17 protein-coding genes are annotated in these 16206 nt (G+C 46.8%); 11 read left to right on the top strand and 6 right to left on the bottom strand.

Features of this window, described 5'->3' with window-relative positions:
• The first annotated feature begins 6 nt into the window (after positions 1–6).
• The 6 genes from SPIRS_RS17825 to SPIRS_RS17800 all read left to right on the top strand — a co-directional run bounded on the left by SPIRS_RS17825 (position 7) and on the right by SPIRS_RS17800 (position 5780).
• The gene (locus SPIRS_RS17825; protein ID WP_013256080.1) at positions 7–987 is read left to right on the top strand and encodes an ABC transporter ATP-binding protein; all 981 of its coding nucleotides are present in this window, start codon (positions 7–9) and stop codon (positions 985–987) included.
• Between the two features lie 51 nt (positions 988–1038).
• Positions 1039–2214: an extracellular solute-binding protein gene (locus tag SPIRS_RS17820; protein WP_013256079.1), complete on the top strand. Its 1176-nt coding sequence runs from the start codon at positions 1039–1041 to the stop codon at positions 2212–2214.
• Positions 2215–2288: 74 nt separating this feature from the next.
• Positions 2289–3143: an ABC transporter permease gene (locus SPIRS_RS17815; RefSeq protein ID WP_013256078.1), complete on the top strand. Its 855-nt coding sequence runs from the start codon at positions 2289–2291 to the stop codon at positions 3141–3143.
• Positions 3144–3320: 177 nt separating this feature from the next.
• Positions 3321–4343, top strand: coding sequence for a methyltransferase (locus tag SPIRS_RS17810; protein ID WP_041866128.1), 1023 nt, complete (start codon positions 3321–3323; stop codon positions 4341–4343).
• A 49-nt stretch (positions 4344–4392) separates the two neighbouring features.
• A complete protein-coding gene (locus SPIRS_RS17805) occupies positions 4393–4749 on the top strand; it encodes a hypothetical protein (RefSeq protein ID WP_013256076.1) in 357 nt (118 codons plus the stop codon).
• Positions 4750–4763: 14 nt separating this feature from the next.
• Positions 4764–5780 (top strand): methyltransferase, encoded by a 1017-nt coding sequence (locus SPIRS_RS17800; RefSeq protein WP_013256075.1) that lies wholly within the window; start codon positions 4764–4766, stop codon positions 5778–5780.
• A 37-nt stretch (positions 5781–5817) separates the two neighbouring features.
• Here SPIRS_RS17800 and SPIRS_RS17795 read toward each other — a convergent pair whose 3' ends face one another.
• Positions 5818–6546, bottom strand: a complete 729-nt coding sequence (locus SPIRS_RS17795) for a class I SAM-dependent methyltransferase (RefSeq protein ID WP_013256074.1) — start codon at positions 6544–6546, stop codon at positions 5818–5820.
• 152 nt (positions 6547–6698) lie between these two features.
• The gene (locus SPIRS_RS17790; RefSeq protein WP_013256073.1) at positions 6699–6914 is read right to left on the bottom strand and encodes a cation transporter; all 216 of its coding nucleotides are present in this window, start codon (positions 6912–6914) and stop codon (positions 6699–6701) included.
• 287 nt (positions 6915–7201) lie between these two features.
• On the opposite strand from SPIRS_RS17790, the gene SPIRS_RS17785 reads away from it, so the two are divergent.
• The 4 genes from SPIRS_RS17785 (at position 7202) to SPIRS_RS17770 (ending at position 11047) form a co-directional block, all read left to right on the top strand.
• The gene (locus tag SPIRS_RS17785; protein ID WP_013256072.1) at positions 7202–8347 is read left to right on the top strand and encodes a C4-dicarboxylate TRAP transporter substrate-binding protein; all 1146 of its coding nucleotides are present in this window, start codon (positions 7202–7204) and stop codon (positions 8345–8347) included.
• Between the two features lie 98 nt (positions 8348–8445).
• Complete coding sequence (locus SPIRS_RS17780; protein ID WP_013256071.1) at positions 8446–8940, top strand: TRAP transporter small permease; 495 nt, start codon at positions 8446–8448, stop codon at positions 8938–8940.
• Between the two features lies 1 nt (position 8941).
• On the top strand, positions 8942–10228 hold the full coding sequence (locus tag SPIRS_RS17775; protein WP_013256070.1) for a TRAP transporter large permease: 1287 nt from the start codon (positions 8942–8944) through the stop codon (positions 10226–10228).
• A 27-nt stretch (positions 10229–10255) separates the two neighbouring features.
• Positions 10256–11047, top strand: a complete 792-nt coding sequence (locus SPIRS_RS17770) for an HAD-IIA family hydrolase (protein WP_013256069.1) — start codon at positions 10256–10258, stop codon at positions 11045–11047.
• A 50-nt stretch (positions 11048–11097) separates the two neighbouring features.
• Here the strand turns inward: SPIRS_RS17770 and SPIRS_RS22925 are convergent, their stop codons facing one another.
• The 4 genes from SPIRS_RS22925 to pflB form a co-directional block, all read right to left on the bottom strand.
• Positions 11098–11253, bottom strand: coding sequence for a hypothetical protein (locus tag SPIRS_RS22925; RefSeq protein ID WP_407635920.1), 156 nt, complete (start codon positions 11251–11253; stop codon positions 11098–11100).
• A 137-nt stretch (positions 11254–11390) separates the two neighbouring features.
• On the bottom strand, positions 11391–12011 hold the full coding sequence (locus SPIRS_RS17760; RefSeq protein WP_013256067.1) for a histidine kinase N-terminal 7TM domain-containing protein: 621 nt from the start codon (positions 12009–12011) through the stop codon (positions 11391–11393).
• A 222-nt stretch (positions 12012–12233) separates the two neighbouring features.
• On the bottom strand, positions 12234–12971 hold the full coding sequence (gene pflA / locus SPIRS_RS17755; RefSeq protein ID WP_013256066.1) for a pyruvate formate-lyase-activating protein: 738 nt from the start codon (positions 12969–12971) through the stop codon (positions 12234–12236).
• A gap of 15 nt (positions 12972–12986) precedes the next feature.
• Positions 12987–15212: a formate C-acetyltransferase gene (gene pflB, locus SPIRS_RS17750; RefSeq protein ID WP_013256065.1), complete on the bottom strand. Its 2226-nt coding sequence runs from the start codon at positions 15210–15212 to the stop codon at positions 12987–12989.
• A gap of 105 nt (positions 15213–15317) precedes the next feature.
• Here pflB and SPIRS_RS17745 point away from each other — a divergent pair, with 105 nt between their 5' ends.
• A complete protein-coding gene (locus SPIRS_RS17745) occupies positions 15318–16205 on the top strand; it encodes an ArgP/LysG family DNA-binding transcriptional regulator (protein WP_013256064.1) in 888 nt (295 codons plus the stop codon).
• Position 16206: the final 1 nt, after the last annotated feature.

Here is a 16206-nt window from a genome sequence, read left to right as displayed (position 1 = left end):
AATCGTATGACCAATGAAGTAAAGCTTGAGATTCGCAATATGACGAAGAAATACAAAAACGGCGACGGGGTCGAAAACATCAATCTAAAGGTAAAAACGGGGGAACTGGTGACACTTCTTGGGCCTTCAGGCTGCGGGAAGACAACGATCCTGCGAACCATCGGAGGATTCCTTGAGTGTACCGAAGGAAATGTACTTATAGACGATAAAAATATTGAGCATCTGCCGCCGGAAAGGCGCCCTACCGCCATGGTGTTTCAAAGCTATAACCTTTGGCCCCATATGACCGTGTATGAAAATATGGAATTTGGTTTGAAGCTGCGAAAGATTCCCAAGGTGGAAAGACATAGGCAGATTATGGCGATGATGGAACTCGTAAAGATTACCGGCATGGAGAAAAAATATCCGGGCCAAATGTCGGGCGGTCAGCAGCAGCGGGTTGCCATAGCCCGGTCACTCCTGTTGAAGCCCGATGTCCTCTTGCTGGATGAACCCTTTTCCGCGCTTGACGCCAAGATACGTTCTCAGATGCGGGAGGAATTACGCAAGATACAACTGGACCTGAATATCACCGTGGTCTTTGTCACTCACGACCAGGAGGAGGCCATGGCCTTATCCGACAGAATTGTGGTGATGAATAAAGGAAGTTTCGAGCAGGTTGGTACCCCCGCTGAAATTTACGATAAGCCGATAAATCATTACGTCGCCGATTTTATCGGTGATATGAACTTCATAGAAATGGAAGATAAAACGATAGCGGTGCGCCCGGAGTATGTCACTATCGTTTCTTCTGAGGCGGGGGGAATTGCCGGTACCATTAGGGCCGTTATGATACTGGGGCACTATAGTGAAGTGACGCTGGATACCGAATATGGCATCCTAAAGTCCTTTATCGTCGGTGAGAGTGCCGAGCAATTCCATCCTGGTAAGAAGGTCTCTCTTTCCTATTCAAAGAGCATAGAGTTCTCAAGACGAAAAGGAGGTTAAAAAAGAGCCATCTGATCTCAGAAACATCTGATTTCTTTTTAGGAGGGAAAAATGAAAAGAAGAATGAAAAAGCTATGTGTTTGTGCAGTTCTTTGTTTCTTGATGCTTTCTCCGTTCACGCTATTTGCAGGCGGACAGGGAGAAGGCAGCGCAGCCGGTAACGGGGGCGGAAAGCCCAAGGTAACGTTATGGGCCACAGGTTCCGACAATGTACGGATGTTGTTTGAAAAGCTCATTGATGAGTACAATGCCAAGCCCGGGTCCACCAGTGTGGTTGAATTGCAATTCGTCATGTCCGGTTCGGGAGGGCAGACCCTAAGCGACCGCATTGCCGCTGCCAAGCTGGCAGGCAAAACCGATACCGATTTTGATCTGCTTGCAGAAAATGGCTCGGCCCTTGCTTCCTATGTGGACAAGGCAGGCGGCGATCTTTTTGTGCCCCTCGATTTCAGTAAAATCCCTAATTATGCAAACGTCAAAATGAAATCAGGCTTTTTTACCGACTGTGTTGTACCCTACAGGGGAACCACCGTTGTCATGGCCTACGATTCCGTACGCTTGCCCAATCCTCCGAAGACATGGGCGGAGCTTGGTGCATGGATTACATCTCATCCTGGAAGATTTGCCTATAATCCTCCGGGTTCGGGCGGTTCCGGAGCCGGCTTTGTGAATCTTGCTCTCTATAAGGATCTTCCTCCCGAAGCAAAGGTCTCGACTGACGAAAAGTGGGTGGAGCAATGGGGACCCGGCTGGGACTGGCTGAAAAGCATCCATCCCTATCTGTATACGTCCGGCGGAAAGGTCGTATATCCGAACAAAAATCAGGGTACGCTGGATCTTTTGATCAACAAAGAGGTAGACTTGATTCCTGCATGGGCCGACCAGGTGCTGACGAATATCTCACGAGGCATATTGCCTGAGAGCACGAAAATTTATCAACTTACTCCCGCCCTCAATGGTACGGATGTTGTTCTTGCTGTCCCGAATATTGGTGGGGGAGCGGAAAAGACGTACGACTTCATTAACTTCATGATTTCTCCCGAGGCTCAGAAGATTTGTCTTGAAACCATCTTTGCCGTACCTGTCATTGATGCATCGCTTATCGACTCTACATATAAGACAATGGTCAAGGATCTCGATATTTCGGGTTTTTCCGTCATTTCCAACGGCAAGCTTGGAGATGTGCGAAATCAGTATTGGGATAAGAATATAGCTCGCTTGCCGTGAGCGACATATCCATCCGGTATTCCGAACTAGTCGGGATACCGGATGATTTCGGATATCTGAAGGGGGAGAGACATATGAGAAAACCGAAATGGAAAACAAATCTCTATATTGCATTAATGCTGGCACCTGCGTTGCTGCTTACTATGGGTATCATTGTGTATCCTATAATCAATACGGTTATTCGCAGCTTCAGTTCCCCGGAGGACGGCAGTTTTACCTTAGCAAATTACGTTTTCTTACTCACCGATGATGTCTCGATGGAAAACATTGCCTACACACTCTGGATTGTGGTTGTTACCGTCGTCTTATCCATTCTCATCTCATATGTATTGGCCCTGTATCTCCGTTTTTACGACACAAAAATAAGTAAGTTTATCGGAACAATCTACCTGCTGCCTCGTTTTGTCCCTAGTCTTGTTGCCGTCTATGCCATGATAACCATCATACGGGATTCCGGTTTTCTCAATCGCGTCTCCAGGCTGTTCGGATATAATTTTAAGCCCGGCCTCATGTACAATGCCCGTGGGATCATCTTGATGAACCTCTGGTTCAACATTGCCTTTGCGACCATGATCATCGTGGCTGCACTCTCAAGTATTCCCGATTCTATGGTGGAAAGCGCGCGTGATGTGGGGGCCAGGAAGATCAATGTTTTCCTTAACATGATCCTTCCTCTCTCTTTTAAAGATGTAATGATTGCGATGACCTTCATCTTTATGAGTAATGTCAGCTCCTTTACCACCCCGTTTGTCATGGGCGGTAATAATCCGATCATGCTCGGTGTCTACTTGCGAAAGCAATTTTCCGAATATTCGAACTATGAAATAGCCGCAGCTCTTTCGGTCATCATGTTTCTCTTCTCATCCGTCTCGGCGATCATCTATATCTACACCAACTTAAAAGAGAAAGAGTGGGAGAAGGCCAACTAGGATAACCGCGTAAGATAATCGCGTTGTGTTTACTTGACAAAGCCTCTATCGATGTTATTATTAGCCATAGCTAATATAATTAGTTATGATACATTCAGGGTAGAGATATATGCAAAGAAAGCGTTTTTTCATTATCGTACTTGCCTCGGTAGCGGCTTTGTCTGTCAGGGGGACCTCGTGGATCTGTTCCTGTATCCCGATGTGAGCCCTGAGCCCCTTCAAAATATTGCGCTGGGAGCGAAAAGAGCTTCCCTCCTTTTTACTGCGATTGAAATGGATATCTTTTCCGGACTCTGTGAGGATATTTCTGCATACGAATTTGCCCGTAGGCGAGGATACAATGAGCGGAATACCGAATATCTGCTCAATGCCTTGGTTTCCCTCGGGCTTGTTTCGAAGAAGAACTCCTGTTTTAAAAACAGCCCGCTATCCGAGCTCTATCTCGTGAAGGGGAGAGAGCTTTACATGGGAGAATACCTGCTTTTCAGGGAACGCTTCACCTCTTTTGAGGGCTTGTCGGAGTATGTCCGCCGTGGTCCCGATGCTGAAGTCGTTAGAGAAAACAGAGGCTCCGATATCTTCGATTTTGCCCGCCTTGCCGAACTTTCGGTCGCTGAACAGCGCGCCGGACGGGCAAAAGCGGTTTGTGAAAATATCGTGCGGCTTTTTCCCGAGAAAGGGCCGGACCGGATTTTGGATCTTGGGGGCGGTTCCGGGATGATTGCCCTGGCCCTTGCCCGACACTATCCTTCCTGCCGCTGTTTCCTCTTCGAATCACCGGATGTCGCGGTTGTTGCCCGCAAAAATATTGAGACCTACGCCAAGGAGCCGCAGGGTAACCGTCCCGAGATACTTGCAGGGGACTATCTCAGTGACGATATCGGAACTCAATACGACCTTATTATTGCTGTTGCCTCGATACAGTTTGCCAAGAGACGGTTCCCTGTGGTAATCCCGCGGATCAGGGATGCCCTTGTCCCCGGCGGATTTTTTGTCAGTATCTGTGGAGCCACGACCTGTGAGCGTACCCAACCGCAGCCCCTGATTCTCGGGTGGCTTGGCAGCCATCTGCGGGGCTTGGAGGTGCTTCCTGAAGCTGGAGAGATTCGTAATGAGGTGACTATGTATGGATTTGAGGTTGTGGATCCTCTGGAATACGGTATCACAATAGCAATGGATGTATGTAGAAGAAAGACGTGAAACGTACGCGTATGCGACAGTCTTTCATCATTCGATTAAGGAGAATGTAATGACAAAAGAATTAATAATTTCTGCTTCTGCCTTTGGCCTTTTTGTGGTTTGTCCTCGTATGGCTGGGATGATGCATATTCTCAAAAGCTATTCCTCTGCCCCAATGCTTGTGACCGTTCTTTTGGGGGCCGCTTTCTCAATCCCCCTTCTGCTGCTCATGGTATTTGTCTTTTCTAAATTTGGCGTCCTTGGGGCCTTATGTGTATGTGTACTTACGGATATCGGAGCTGCCTTTCTGATGAAGGAGATAAGTCTGCGGGCCGGGCTTGAAACCTTTATTATCGCGTTATTTGTCATTCTCGGGGTGAAGATTGCTCCGCTTGTTTCAACCCTTCTTGTGGGGTCTGGGAAGTGAATAAGGAGAAAAGGATGGACCTACCTGAAATTCGTGTTGAATCGAAGGAGCTTTTTCAGCTTCAATCCGGTGCTATACGCTCATGGCTTCTGATTACCGCAGTGGAGTTCAATCTTTTCACGCACACGGCTGAAAAGAGGACAGCGGCGGAGATCGCTTCTATCCTCCGGACCCATGGGCCCAATACCGAGCTTTTCTTGAATGCCCTTTGCTCTCTCGGCCTTTTGCGAAAGGATCACGGCGCATATATAAATACGGAATTGGCGGACACCTTTCTCGTTGAGGGCAAAGAGAGCTATCTGGGAGGTTTTCTCCTTCTGAATGAACAGTGGAACCTCAGGAGCAGAGAGCAGATGAAAACCCTTATTCAGAATGGGCCAATACCGGCGCAGGAGAGTAGCGATGTTCCTGAAGCCATGTTTTCCCAGTACATCAAGGAGATGAGAAATTTCGCTCGATCCGGTGTTTCCCAGCTTGTTGCCAAGGAGATAGAGCGGCTGCCGGAGTTCCCGAAGATGAGAAATATGCTTGATCTCGGCGGTGCCCACGGCATGGATGCCATCGCAATTGTCAATCGGAATTTCTCATTAAGCGGTGTTGTCTTTGATAAACCGGCAATCGTGAAATACACCCGGGACATCATTCGTGAATATCATATGGAAGAGAGAATTACGACTATCGGCGGCGATTACATCTCGGATCCCATAGGCGGCGGCTATGACCTTATTTTTACAAAGGGGACCCTGAACTTTGCCAAGGACCAACTGGTTTCTGTGTGCGAGAAAATCTACACGGCTTTAACGCCTGGAGGAGTCTTTGTTTCGCTTCATGAGGGGCTCACCGACGAAGATACAAAACCTGCGGGCATGGTGCTAAGTTGGTTGCCAAGCTGTCTTGCTTCCACCGATCTTTCCCTTTCCCAAGACGATATTCCCAATGCGATGATCAAAGCCGGTTTTACAAGGGTCAGGACTAAGCCTTTTCCCTTTCCTCTCGGCGGCGTATTGGATTTGACTATCGGGAGGAAATAGCCGCTTCTGCATATTCTTTTCTGAGGAATATACGCTGTTATTGCACTTCCCAAGATATCAGCGCCAGGGTAGTGCTGGCCCCGTTTGCCTCTGTCTCTTTTTTATAGCGAATTTCCGGGGTGTATCCCTGAAGCCACAGCAGGTTGAACATGGCGTAGAGGGCATCCCGGTCGTTGTGAGGGTCGTGGCGACCCGATACTGCTTCGGGGGACGTGCCCTTTTGCCCGGCCGGCGCTCTGCTTTCGATGAACTGGGCAACTACGCAACTCTGGCATGAGGCACGGCTCATTTTCTCAAGGCCGTTTTTACTTCGTACTGCCGGGCACATGGCCGCAAAAACAAGATCAAATTGCTTTTCGAAACCAAGTGTGCCGAGTTCGATGGTGTTCCAGTCAAGCTTGCGTGTATCGATATTGCTCAAACCTGCAGCGGCTGCATTCTCCTTAAGATGCGCCAGCATCTGTGCGGATATATCGGTGGCGGTAACATGTCCACTTACCTTTGCCAGGGGAAGGGTGTAACGTCCTGATCCTGCGCCTATCTCGAGGATACTGCTGCCTGGTGTGATCAGTTCCCGATGAACCAGGGAAGTGACCGTATGTTCGTGAAGGCGGCTTTTTCCCTCGATTTGATGCTTGTTGAATTGCCTTGCCCTGGAGTCCCAGAAGCTTTCGGCCTTTTTCCCGTCGTCAGGACCATGCCGGAGAAGGGCCTCGTAGCTTTCCCAGCTTGGATATACTATCTCTGTCGATGTTTTATTAACCATGTCTAATATTAATAGCTTAAACTATATCATGGTGTCAATATATATCTCCCCTATATCTTCCACCGGAACGACCAATGTATGCGTATTTTATCGTGCAGCACGTGAACTTCCGGGGCTTTCTCAGGGATTCTTTCATAATCAAAGCCGTTTACTCATGCCTTGGGAAAGGCCCGGTATCCTGTCGCAGCGACCGCCTTTATCAGATCTTCGGTACGCACTGTCGAATCGGCGATCACTTTGGCCTCTTTTTTTCGTAGGCTGACCTTGGCCTTTTTTACCGCTTCCACCGATACTATTGCCTCCTGTACCGTTACCGCACAGTGCCCGCACGACATATCTTCGATTCTCAGGATGATTGTATTGTCCATGAAAATTCTCCTCCTATTCTAATGGATATGGTGTAATTGCCGTCTGCCGACAGCGAAAGAGTCGTTTGAACCTTATATGTATTAATGCACACTTTTTATGTTAATTACAACTATTTTACTTAGATGTACAATACCACCGTAAGCAAAGAATCACAACAATGTTAGAATATTGTTAGTTTTAAGTTGGAATTTTGTTAATAATAATTTGACAGATGTTCATTCTGCCCTATAATAGGAGATCGCTGCCTGTTAGGGGTGTGCAGATGTAAATCTTTCGGAGGGGTAGTATGAAAAAAATTATTAATGCGGCTGGTGAAGTCATGAGAAACATCTCATGTGAGAGAAAATTTTGCCGGCCCGAAAAGTGTAAGACTCGTTCTGTTTCGGGATTCGGAATGAAGGCTCTATCTTGTACTCTTGCAGTCGTTATGCTCTCTATCTTTTTTATCGGCTGCGGCAATTCGGATAAGGGATCTGCGGGTGCTGCTAAGAAACAGGCAAAGCCCCGTGTCATCAAAGTGAGTACAAAGTTTGTCGACAATGAGCAGACTGCGAAGTCATTGGTTAAAGCTATTAAAACCATTAATGAAAGAAGCAATGGTACTTTGGAGCTCCAGCTGTTTACCGGCGGTACGCTCCCCATTGGCAAAGACGGAATGGAACAGGTGGTGAATGGATCAGACTGGATTCTCGTTGATGGCGTAAATTTTCTCGGTGACTATGTTCCCGATTATAATGCAGTAACAGGTCCTATGTTATACCAGTCGTTTGATGAATATCTTGCCATGGTAAGAACCCCACTCGTTCAAAACCTGAATACGAAGGCTGAAGGACTGGGGATTAAGGTCCTCTCCCTTGACTGGCTCTTCGGTTTCAGAAGCATGATGACGAACAAGGTAATCAAAACTCCGGAGGATATGAAAGGCGTAAAACTCAGAGTTCCGACAAGTCAGTTATACACGTTTACGATTGAAGCCCTTGGCGGAAATCCCGTTGCCATGCCGTATCCCGATACCTACGCTGCCATTCAGCAGGGGGTAATCGACGGTGTCGAAGGATCGATCATGACGTATTACGGAACAAAACAGTACGAAAACGTTAAAGAATATTCATTGACAAGACACCTTCTCGGTGTTTCCGCGGTTTGTATATCGACAAAGTGCTGGGATAGCCTCACCCCTGAGCAGCAAAAAATAATCCAGGAGGAAATTGACCTTGGAGGAGAGGATAACCTCCAAGCAACCATAGACCTTGAATCGGAATACGCGAAAAAGCTTCAGGATCTTGGTGTTCGGTTTCACGAAGTGGATGCTGCTGCTTTTAACAAGGCGGCTGCTCCTGTCTACTCCATGTTTGATAAATGGACTCCCGGGATCTACGATGATATCATGGCCGAGCTTAATAAGATACGAGCTGACTTGGGAAAGATATAAAAACGATATTTGCCGAGATTCATCATAACGATAATAGGGGATAGCGCTATCCCCTATTTTATTACAAGGCCAGAGAATCCATGCCATAGGGTAGATTGATGAAGAATTTTCTTAAGAAATTCGAGTTATATCTTGGAAGCATATGTATAGCCGTTACGGTAGTTATCGTAATTATGAATGTGTTTACCAGATACTGTTTGAGTTTTACATTTTTCTGGGCAGAGGAAATAGCTGTCGGATGTTTTGTCTGGACCATTTTTCTTGGTACGGCTGCCGCCTACAGGGAAAAAGGGTTAATAGGCGTAGAAGCTATCGTTACTCTTCTCCCTTCAAAAGTTAGAGATATTGTAGAAGTGTTTACCAGTATATTGCTTCTTATTTTAAGCGCAATCATGTTCTGGTTTAGTTTTACCTACGTTTCAACGTCGACAAAGATTACTGCTGCTTTGGAAATTTCATATGCCTATATAAACGTTAGCATCGTAATATCTTTTGGCTTAATGACAATCTATTCTGTTTTTTTCGTCATACAAAGCTTTAAAAAGGCATTTTCATCCACGCAGGAAGAGTCGGAAGTAAAGGAGCCGGTATAATATGCTAGCGTTTTCTCCTATTATAGTTCTTTTTGTACTGTTCTTTCTGAACATCCCCATCGGTTTTGCGTTGATGGGTTCTTCTTTATTCTATTTTATTTTTATAAACAACACGATGGCAATGAATATGGTAATTCAGCAGTTCACAACTTCTGTCGAATCTTTTCCATATCTTGCTGTTCCCTTTTTCGTCATGGTCGGTTCTGTCATGAATTACTCAGGGATAAGTTTTCATCTCATGAATATGGCGGAAGTTCTCGCAGGACATATGAAGGGCGGGCTTGCTCAGGTCAATTGTCTGTTAAGTGCAATGATGGGAGGCATATCTGGTTCTGCCAATGCCGATGCAGCCATGCAGTCGAAGATTCTGGTACCGGAGATGAAAAGGAAGGGCTTCTCTACGGAATTCTCTGCTGCAGTTACGGCCGCATCCTCTGCGGTCAGCCCGGTAATCCCACCTGGAACAAATCTTATTTTGTATGCTCTTATTGCAAACGTTCCGGTCGGAGATATGTTTTTGGCAGGCTATACCCCAGGTATCCTGATGACCGCCGCGATGATGTTTACTGTTTATATCATTTCTTCAAAGCGCGGCTACAAGCCTTCAAGAGAAAAAAGGGCTACACCCAAAGAAATTGGAAAGCAGACACTCATCTCCATCTGGGCGCTTGCCATTCCCTTCGGGATTATCTTGGGGATGCGGATGGGCATGTTCACCCCGACGGAAGCTGGAGGAATTGCCGTAGCTTTTTGTTTTCTGGTGGGATTCTTTGTGTATAAAGAGCTCAAAATCAAACACATCCCACTTATCCTCATGGAAACTGTAAAGAATACCGGTACCGTCATGATCATCATCGCCAGTGCAAAAGTCTTTGGTTATTACATGACTCTAGAGAGAATCCCGCAGATGATAACAGAGTTGCTGATGACTCTCACCGCAAATAAATTTGTCCTTCTCATGATCATCAACCTGTTGTTGCTGTTTGTCGGGATGTTTATCGAGGGCGGAGCGGCTCTTGTCATTCTGGCTCCTCTTCTGGTGCCTGCCGTTGTTTCTCTTGGTGTAGATCCGCTTCATTTTGGTGTCATATTTATCGTTAACATTATGATTGGGGGACTCACGCCACCCTTCGGTTCCATGATGTTTACGGTATGTTCGATAGTCAATGTGAAGCTCGAAAAATTTATTAGGGAAGTATGGCCGTTCATTATAGCGCTTGCGGCAGTGCTTCTTTTGGTCACCTATTCCGAGTCTGTGGCTTTGTTTATTCCGAACTTATTCAATTAACTGCAGATCACATGTGAGGGGGCTGTTTTGAGTGAACTATCAGAAAAGAAATGTTTTCTACTGGATATGGACGGTACCATATACCTTGGTGATCGGTTGATTGATGGTGCCTCTGATTTTCTACATAAAATAAAAGCCAATGGTAAGCAGTATATTTTTCTAACAAACAACTCATCCAAAAATAAACGTGTATACGTAGAGAAACTGAAACGGATGGGAATAGCTGCCGATTCCAGTGAAGTATTTACTTCCGGAGAAGCGACAATTATGTATCTAAACAAAATAAAAAAGAACGCACATATCTTTCTTCTTGGTACTCCGGCTCTTGAAGAAGAATTTGAAGATGCCGGTTTCAGCTTGGTACGGGAAAGAAATCAGGATGTCGATTTCGTTGTTCTCGGTTTCGATACTACTCTTACCTACAATAAACTCTGGATTGCATGCGACTATATCGCGGAAGGTGTTGAGTATATTGCGACTCATCCCGATTTTGTATGTCCGCTTGAAGGCGGACGATGCATGCCTGATGCAGGTTCGATGATTGCCCTGATAAAAGGGACTACAGGCAAAGAACCGCTTGTCATAGGAAAACCGAATAGATTCATTATTGACGCCATACTGGAAAAGTATTCTTTGAAAAAAGAGGATATGGCAATAGTGGGAGACCGGCTTTATACCGATATTCGAACTGGTTTGGATAACGGGATAGATTCCATTCTCGTTATGAGCGGTGAAACCGATGAAAGCATGCTTGCAAGCACCGAGTTTATCCCGAAATACTTGTTTGGTTCCGTCAAGGATATCATTGGGGTTCTATAACAAAATCATTGCCGTTAAACGGGGTTGGCTGAGAGGAGCATAGTCTCCTCTCAGGTCTTCTGGTGAATTTCGTTTGTCTGCATTGCCGTGTCGGGAAAATGGTCGGGCACAGTATCCAGAAAGGCATGAAGAGGCTGCCCGATAACCCGCTTGTTTTTGAGGTCGAGCATCATGGATGCTGTCTCGTTTATATCTATTATCCGCATCTGCGGGTCGGCTATGATGACGCCGGTGTCCATCTTCTCGAAGATGAAATTTCTGGTAACCGGCACAAGGTCAAAGAGGTTGAATCTCCTGATACCGATGGTGGTTATGATGATCGATACGGTAAAAATCAGGGGAGTTATATCAAAAAGTGAATGATTTGCAGGGTATAGAGGGTACTGAAGGTGACAATCAGGGATAAACCGGCCAGCAGGAAAAGGGCCTGGAATCTATATGCTTTCTTATTGTCGATCATGGTTTTGATAAGAAGTAGCATGGAAACCCCGTTTATCAGGCAGCCATAGCCGTAGATAATCCAGAACCAGGGGCCGTACTCTTTTCCGATCACGTGAAAGGGGCGCTGTTCTATCAAGCTAAAATCACGTTTTACAAGGCCCCACCAGGGATCGAACCATACAAGAAGTGATGTAAGAACCGGAAGCAAAATCAGGAGGGCTATCCTCCCGGGAGAGAGCCATTCCCTGCGGCCGATAAAACAAACGACCATGAAAAACCACATAACGGGGGCCAGGGGGGCGACTACGTATTCCATATTGGCAAAAAACATTTTCGTGGAAAGCTCTGTTCCCATGAACTCGAATCCCTGCATGAGAGACCAAAACGCCCCGATGATCAGGCAGCCGATAAAGGGTTTGATTCCCGGTACCTGCAGATGTCTCGCTCCGTAGAGTGCAAGAAGTAGAGTCGAAAATGTGGAGATAAGAGAGATAATAAAGTAATAGGTGAAGTGAAAATGCATTATAGCCTATACAATTTGGTAAAACGAAATAGCTAGAACATTACCACTATCCATCGCACTATGATACTTGCTTGAATGGAATCAATCAAGAAGCTGTCGTGGGATGAATGGAATGAATGAACAGAAACGAAGGAGGTTCGGCGGCGGGATCGGGAACCTTTGGTGGAAACCAATGCAGGTGTTTACCAAGAAACGACACAACGTGTTATATGCTATTCCGTTTTATTGGATCGGTATATTCATTGTCCGGCTAAAGATTGTGCGAATATTGTGTATCAGCTCGTCTGACGGAGCTTCGGTCTCTTTTAAGGTATAGGGTTCATGCAGTTGCTCCCACTTGTATTCTCCCATTTTATGGAAAGGGAGAATTTCTACTTTTTCTATATTGGGGTAGCCCTTCAGCATGTGTGCCAATTTTTCGGCATCTTCCGGCTTATCAGTCAATCCGGGGACAACGACATGCCTGATCCATACCGGTACATTCCACTCTTTAAGCTCGTTGAGCGTAGCCAGGGTATACGTAATGGAAACACCGGAAATCTTCTTGAAGAGCGCGGGAACGGCCGATTTTATATCAAGAAGAACGAGATCGGCATGAGGAAGGACCGCTTTCCGTGCTGCAGGCGGGGCAAAGCCCGAGGTATCAACTGCCGTGTGAATCCCTGCTGCCTTGGCTTCCAACAACAGCGCCTGTACAAAATCGGCTTGGAAAAGGGGCTCACCCCCGGTGATGGTTATCCCACCGCCGGAGGCAAGCAGATAGTTCTTATACTTGCGTGCCGTTTCAATGATTTCATGTGCCGTAACCTCCTTTCCGCCCGTTCGTTTCCAGGTATCGGGGTTGTGACAGTACAGACAGCGAAGCGGGCAGCCCTGGGTAAATATCAGAAAGCGAATCCCTGGGCCGTCGACCATCCCGCAGGTTTCCAGGGAATGGATTCGTCCGGTTACCGGCATCATGATTGTTCTCCTTGCTTATAGAATGTCATGAAAGGTTCTGTTGATAACATCAAGCTGCTGTTCCCGTGTCAGTTTCACAAAATTAACCGCGTAGCCGGAAACGCGAATGGTCAGCTGCGGGTATTTTTCCGGGTGATCCATGGCATCCAGCAGGGTTTCTCTGTTCAGAACATTAATATTGACATGGTGTCCGCCATCAAGAAAGAAGCCATCCAGAAGGCTTGTGAGATTGTTCACGCTATTCTGCTCATCTTTTCCCAGGGCCTGTGGCACGATCGAAAAGGTATACGAAATCCCGTCGATAGCGTGCTCGTAGGGGAGCTTAGCAATTGAGGAAAAACAGGCAAGGGCACCGTTGGTATCTCTTCCGTGAAGGGGGTTGGCTCCCGGACCAAAGGGCGCACCCGCCTTTCGTCCGTCGGGGGTAGCACCGGTCTTCTTTCCATACACAACATTACTTGTGATGGTAAGAATGGACTGTGTCGGTTCTGCATTCCTGTATGTCTTCTGATTACGCAGCTTTTCCATGAACTGTTCGACAAGGTTGTTTGCAATCAGATCAACCCGGTCATCGTTATTTCCAAAGGCAGGGTAGTCGCCCTCAACCTCGTAATCGACGGCAAGTCCGCTTTCGTTACGAATAACCTTTACCTTTGCATATTTGATTGCCGATAAAGAATCTGCAACCACCGATAATCCGGCAATACCGCAGGCCATGGTCCTCACAACCGTATCATCGTGAAGTGCCATCTGTAAGGATTCGTAGTTATACTTGTCATGCATAAAGTGGATAATGTTGAGTGTTTTGATATAGAGATTGGCCAACCACTCCAGCATGACATTGTACTTTTCCATAACCTCATCGTAGTCCAGGTATTCCGATACAATGGCTTCGTACTTGGGGGCAATCTGATCGCCTGTTTTTTCATCCTTTCCGCCGTTGATGGCATACAGCAAGGCCTTTGCAAGATTCGCTCTGGCGCCGAAAAACTGCATCTGTTTCCCGAGCTTCATAGCGGAAACGCAGCAGGCTATTCCATAGTCGTCTCCGAAATAGGTCCGCATCAGGCAGTCGTTTTCATATTGAATCGCCGAAGTGTCTATCGAGACTTTCGTGCAGTAGTTTCTAAACCCCAGGGGCAGGCGGGGGGTCCATAACACCGTCATATTTGGTTCTGGTGCCGGTCCCAGGTTTTCCAGTGTGTGAAGCATTCGAAAGCTGTTTTTGCTTACTAAGGTTCGGCCGTCGACCCCCATTCCTCCGATCGATTCGGTTACCCAGGTTGGATCGCCGGAAAACAGTTCGTCATACTCCGGGGTCCTGAGAAAGCGTACCATTCGCAGCTTCATGACAAACTGGTCCATCAGCTCTTGTGCTTCTGCCTCTGTCAAAATCCCCCTGGTAAAATCGCGTTCGATGTAGATATCGAAAAAGGAAGAAACACGGCCAAGGGACATGGCTGCCCCGTCCTGGTCTTTTATTGCAGCGAGATAGGCGAAATAGGTCCACTGAATAGCCTCTCTGGCGTTTCCTGCAGGCAGGGAGAGATCGAATCCGTACATGCTTGCCATTGTTTTCAGGTCGTTGAGGCTTTGTATTTGCTCCGAGATCTCTTCTCTTTTTCGAATAACCTCTTCATCGATGATCGGGGTCTTGAGCGCCGCGAAGGATTTTTTCTTTTCGTTTATAAGAAAATCGATTCCATACAGGGCAACCCTTCTGTAGTCACCGATAATACGTCCCCGACCGTAAGCATCCGGCAGGCCCGTGAGGATTCCTGAATGACGGGCCTTGCGTATTTCACTTGAATAGGCGCTGAATACCCCGTCGTTATGGGTTTTTCTGTATGTACTGAATATTTTCTCCACCTCGGGGGCCAGCTCATATCCGTGGGCCGTTAGAGCTTTTTTTACGACCCGCAATCCGCCTCTCGGCATAATCCCCCGTTTAAGCGGCTTATCGGTCTGGAAACCGACAATCAACTCATCTTCTTTGTCGAGATATCCTGGTTTGTGGGAAATTACGGTAGAGGGGATGTTTGTTTCTGCATCGAGAATTCCCTTTTGGGATTCTTCCTGTATGAGTTTTGAAGCCTTTTCCCAAAGCTTCTTCGTTCTTTCAGTCGCCGGAGATAAAAAGGATGCATCTCCCTCGTAGGGAACGATATTTCTCTGAATAAAATCCCGTATATCGACCTTGTTATTCCAGTTTCCGGTATTAAAGTCTTTCCATTGTTCCATTGCAGTGCTCCTTCTGTTGGAAGATTCACTAACATAATAATGAACACGCAATTATTAGTAAAATTATATATTTTAATATATTATTAATTATGCTAATAATATCATATGTTTGATTATCGACAAATCGAAGCCTTTGGGGCGGTTATCGAATACGGCGGCTTTGACAGGGCGGCTGATGCCCTCGGCTTGACGCAATCGGCGGTCACGCAGCGGGTGAAACATCTGGAGTCCTATGTGGGAGAGCCTTTACTGGTTCGTTCGAATCCGCCGGTTCCAACCAAAGCGGGAATCCCTTTATACAGCCATTTTAAAAAAATACGGCTGCTGGAAGAGGACCTGGAGCGGGGCACGGAAACAAGGCTTTCGGGAACGGCCTTATCCCTGGGAGTGGGCGCTTCTACGCTTGGCAGTTGGTTTCTTCCTGTGCTGCGCCTGATTATGAAATTCACGCTGGTCGATCTGCATGTCGGCGAAGCAAAGGTTGTTCATCGTCTTCTTCAGTTGGGAAATCTGGCAGGTTGTATCTCGCTTCGAAGTCAGCCTTCCAGGGGCTGTTCCGTTACCTATCTTGGCAATCTCGTTCTCCGGTGTGTTGCTACGAAGGAGTTTAAAAAGTATTTTTTTCCTCTAGGGATAACAGCGGAATCCATGACCGCTGCGCCGGCGATCCTGTTCCATCCTGAAAGCCAGATGATGCGAATGTATCAAAAGAAAGTGTTAAAGATTGCCCCTTTTGATGTACCTTCCCATATTATTCCCTCGCAGAGTGAATATCTGCATATGATCAGCAGTGGAGTTGCCTATGGATTTCTGCCTGATCCCCTTTTTCGGCAGGTTCAGGCCGATCACCGACTTATCGATCTGTCGCCCCTGGCTCCAATTATCATTCCCCAGTACTGGCACCGATGGGGTATCGATTCGGAATTGCTGGAACATGTCACCCTGAAAATACAGGAAGCGGCACAGGCCAGTCTACTTCGGGATCAAACGTAAG

Origin of the sequence: Sediminispirochaeta smaragdinae DSM 11293 (assembly GCF_000143985.1) — a bacterium.
Taxonomy (GTDB): domain Bacteria; phylum Spirochaetota; class Spirochaetia; order DSM-16054; family Sediminispirochaetaceae; genus Sediminispirochaeta; species Sediminispirochaeta smaragdinae.
This window is presented reverse-complemented; position numbering and strand designations above follow the sequence as displayed.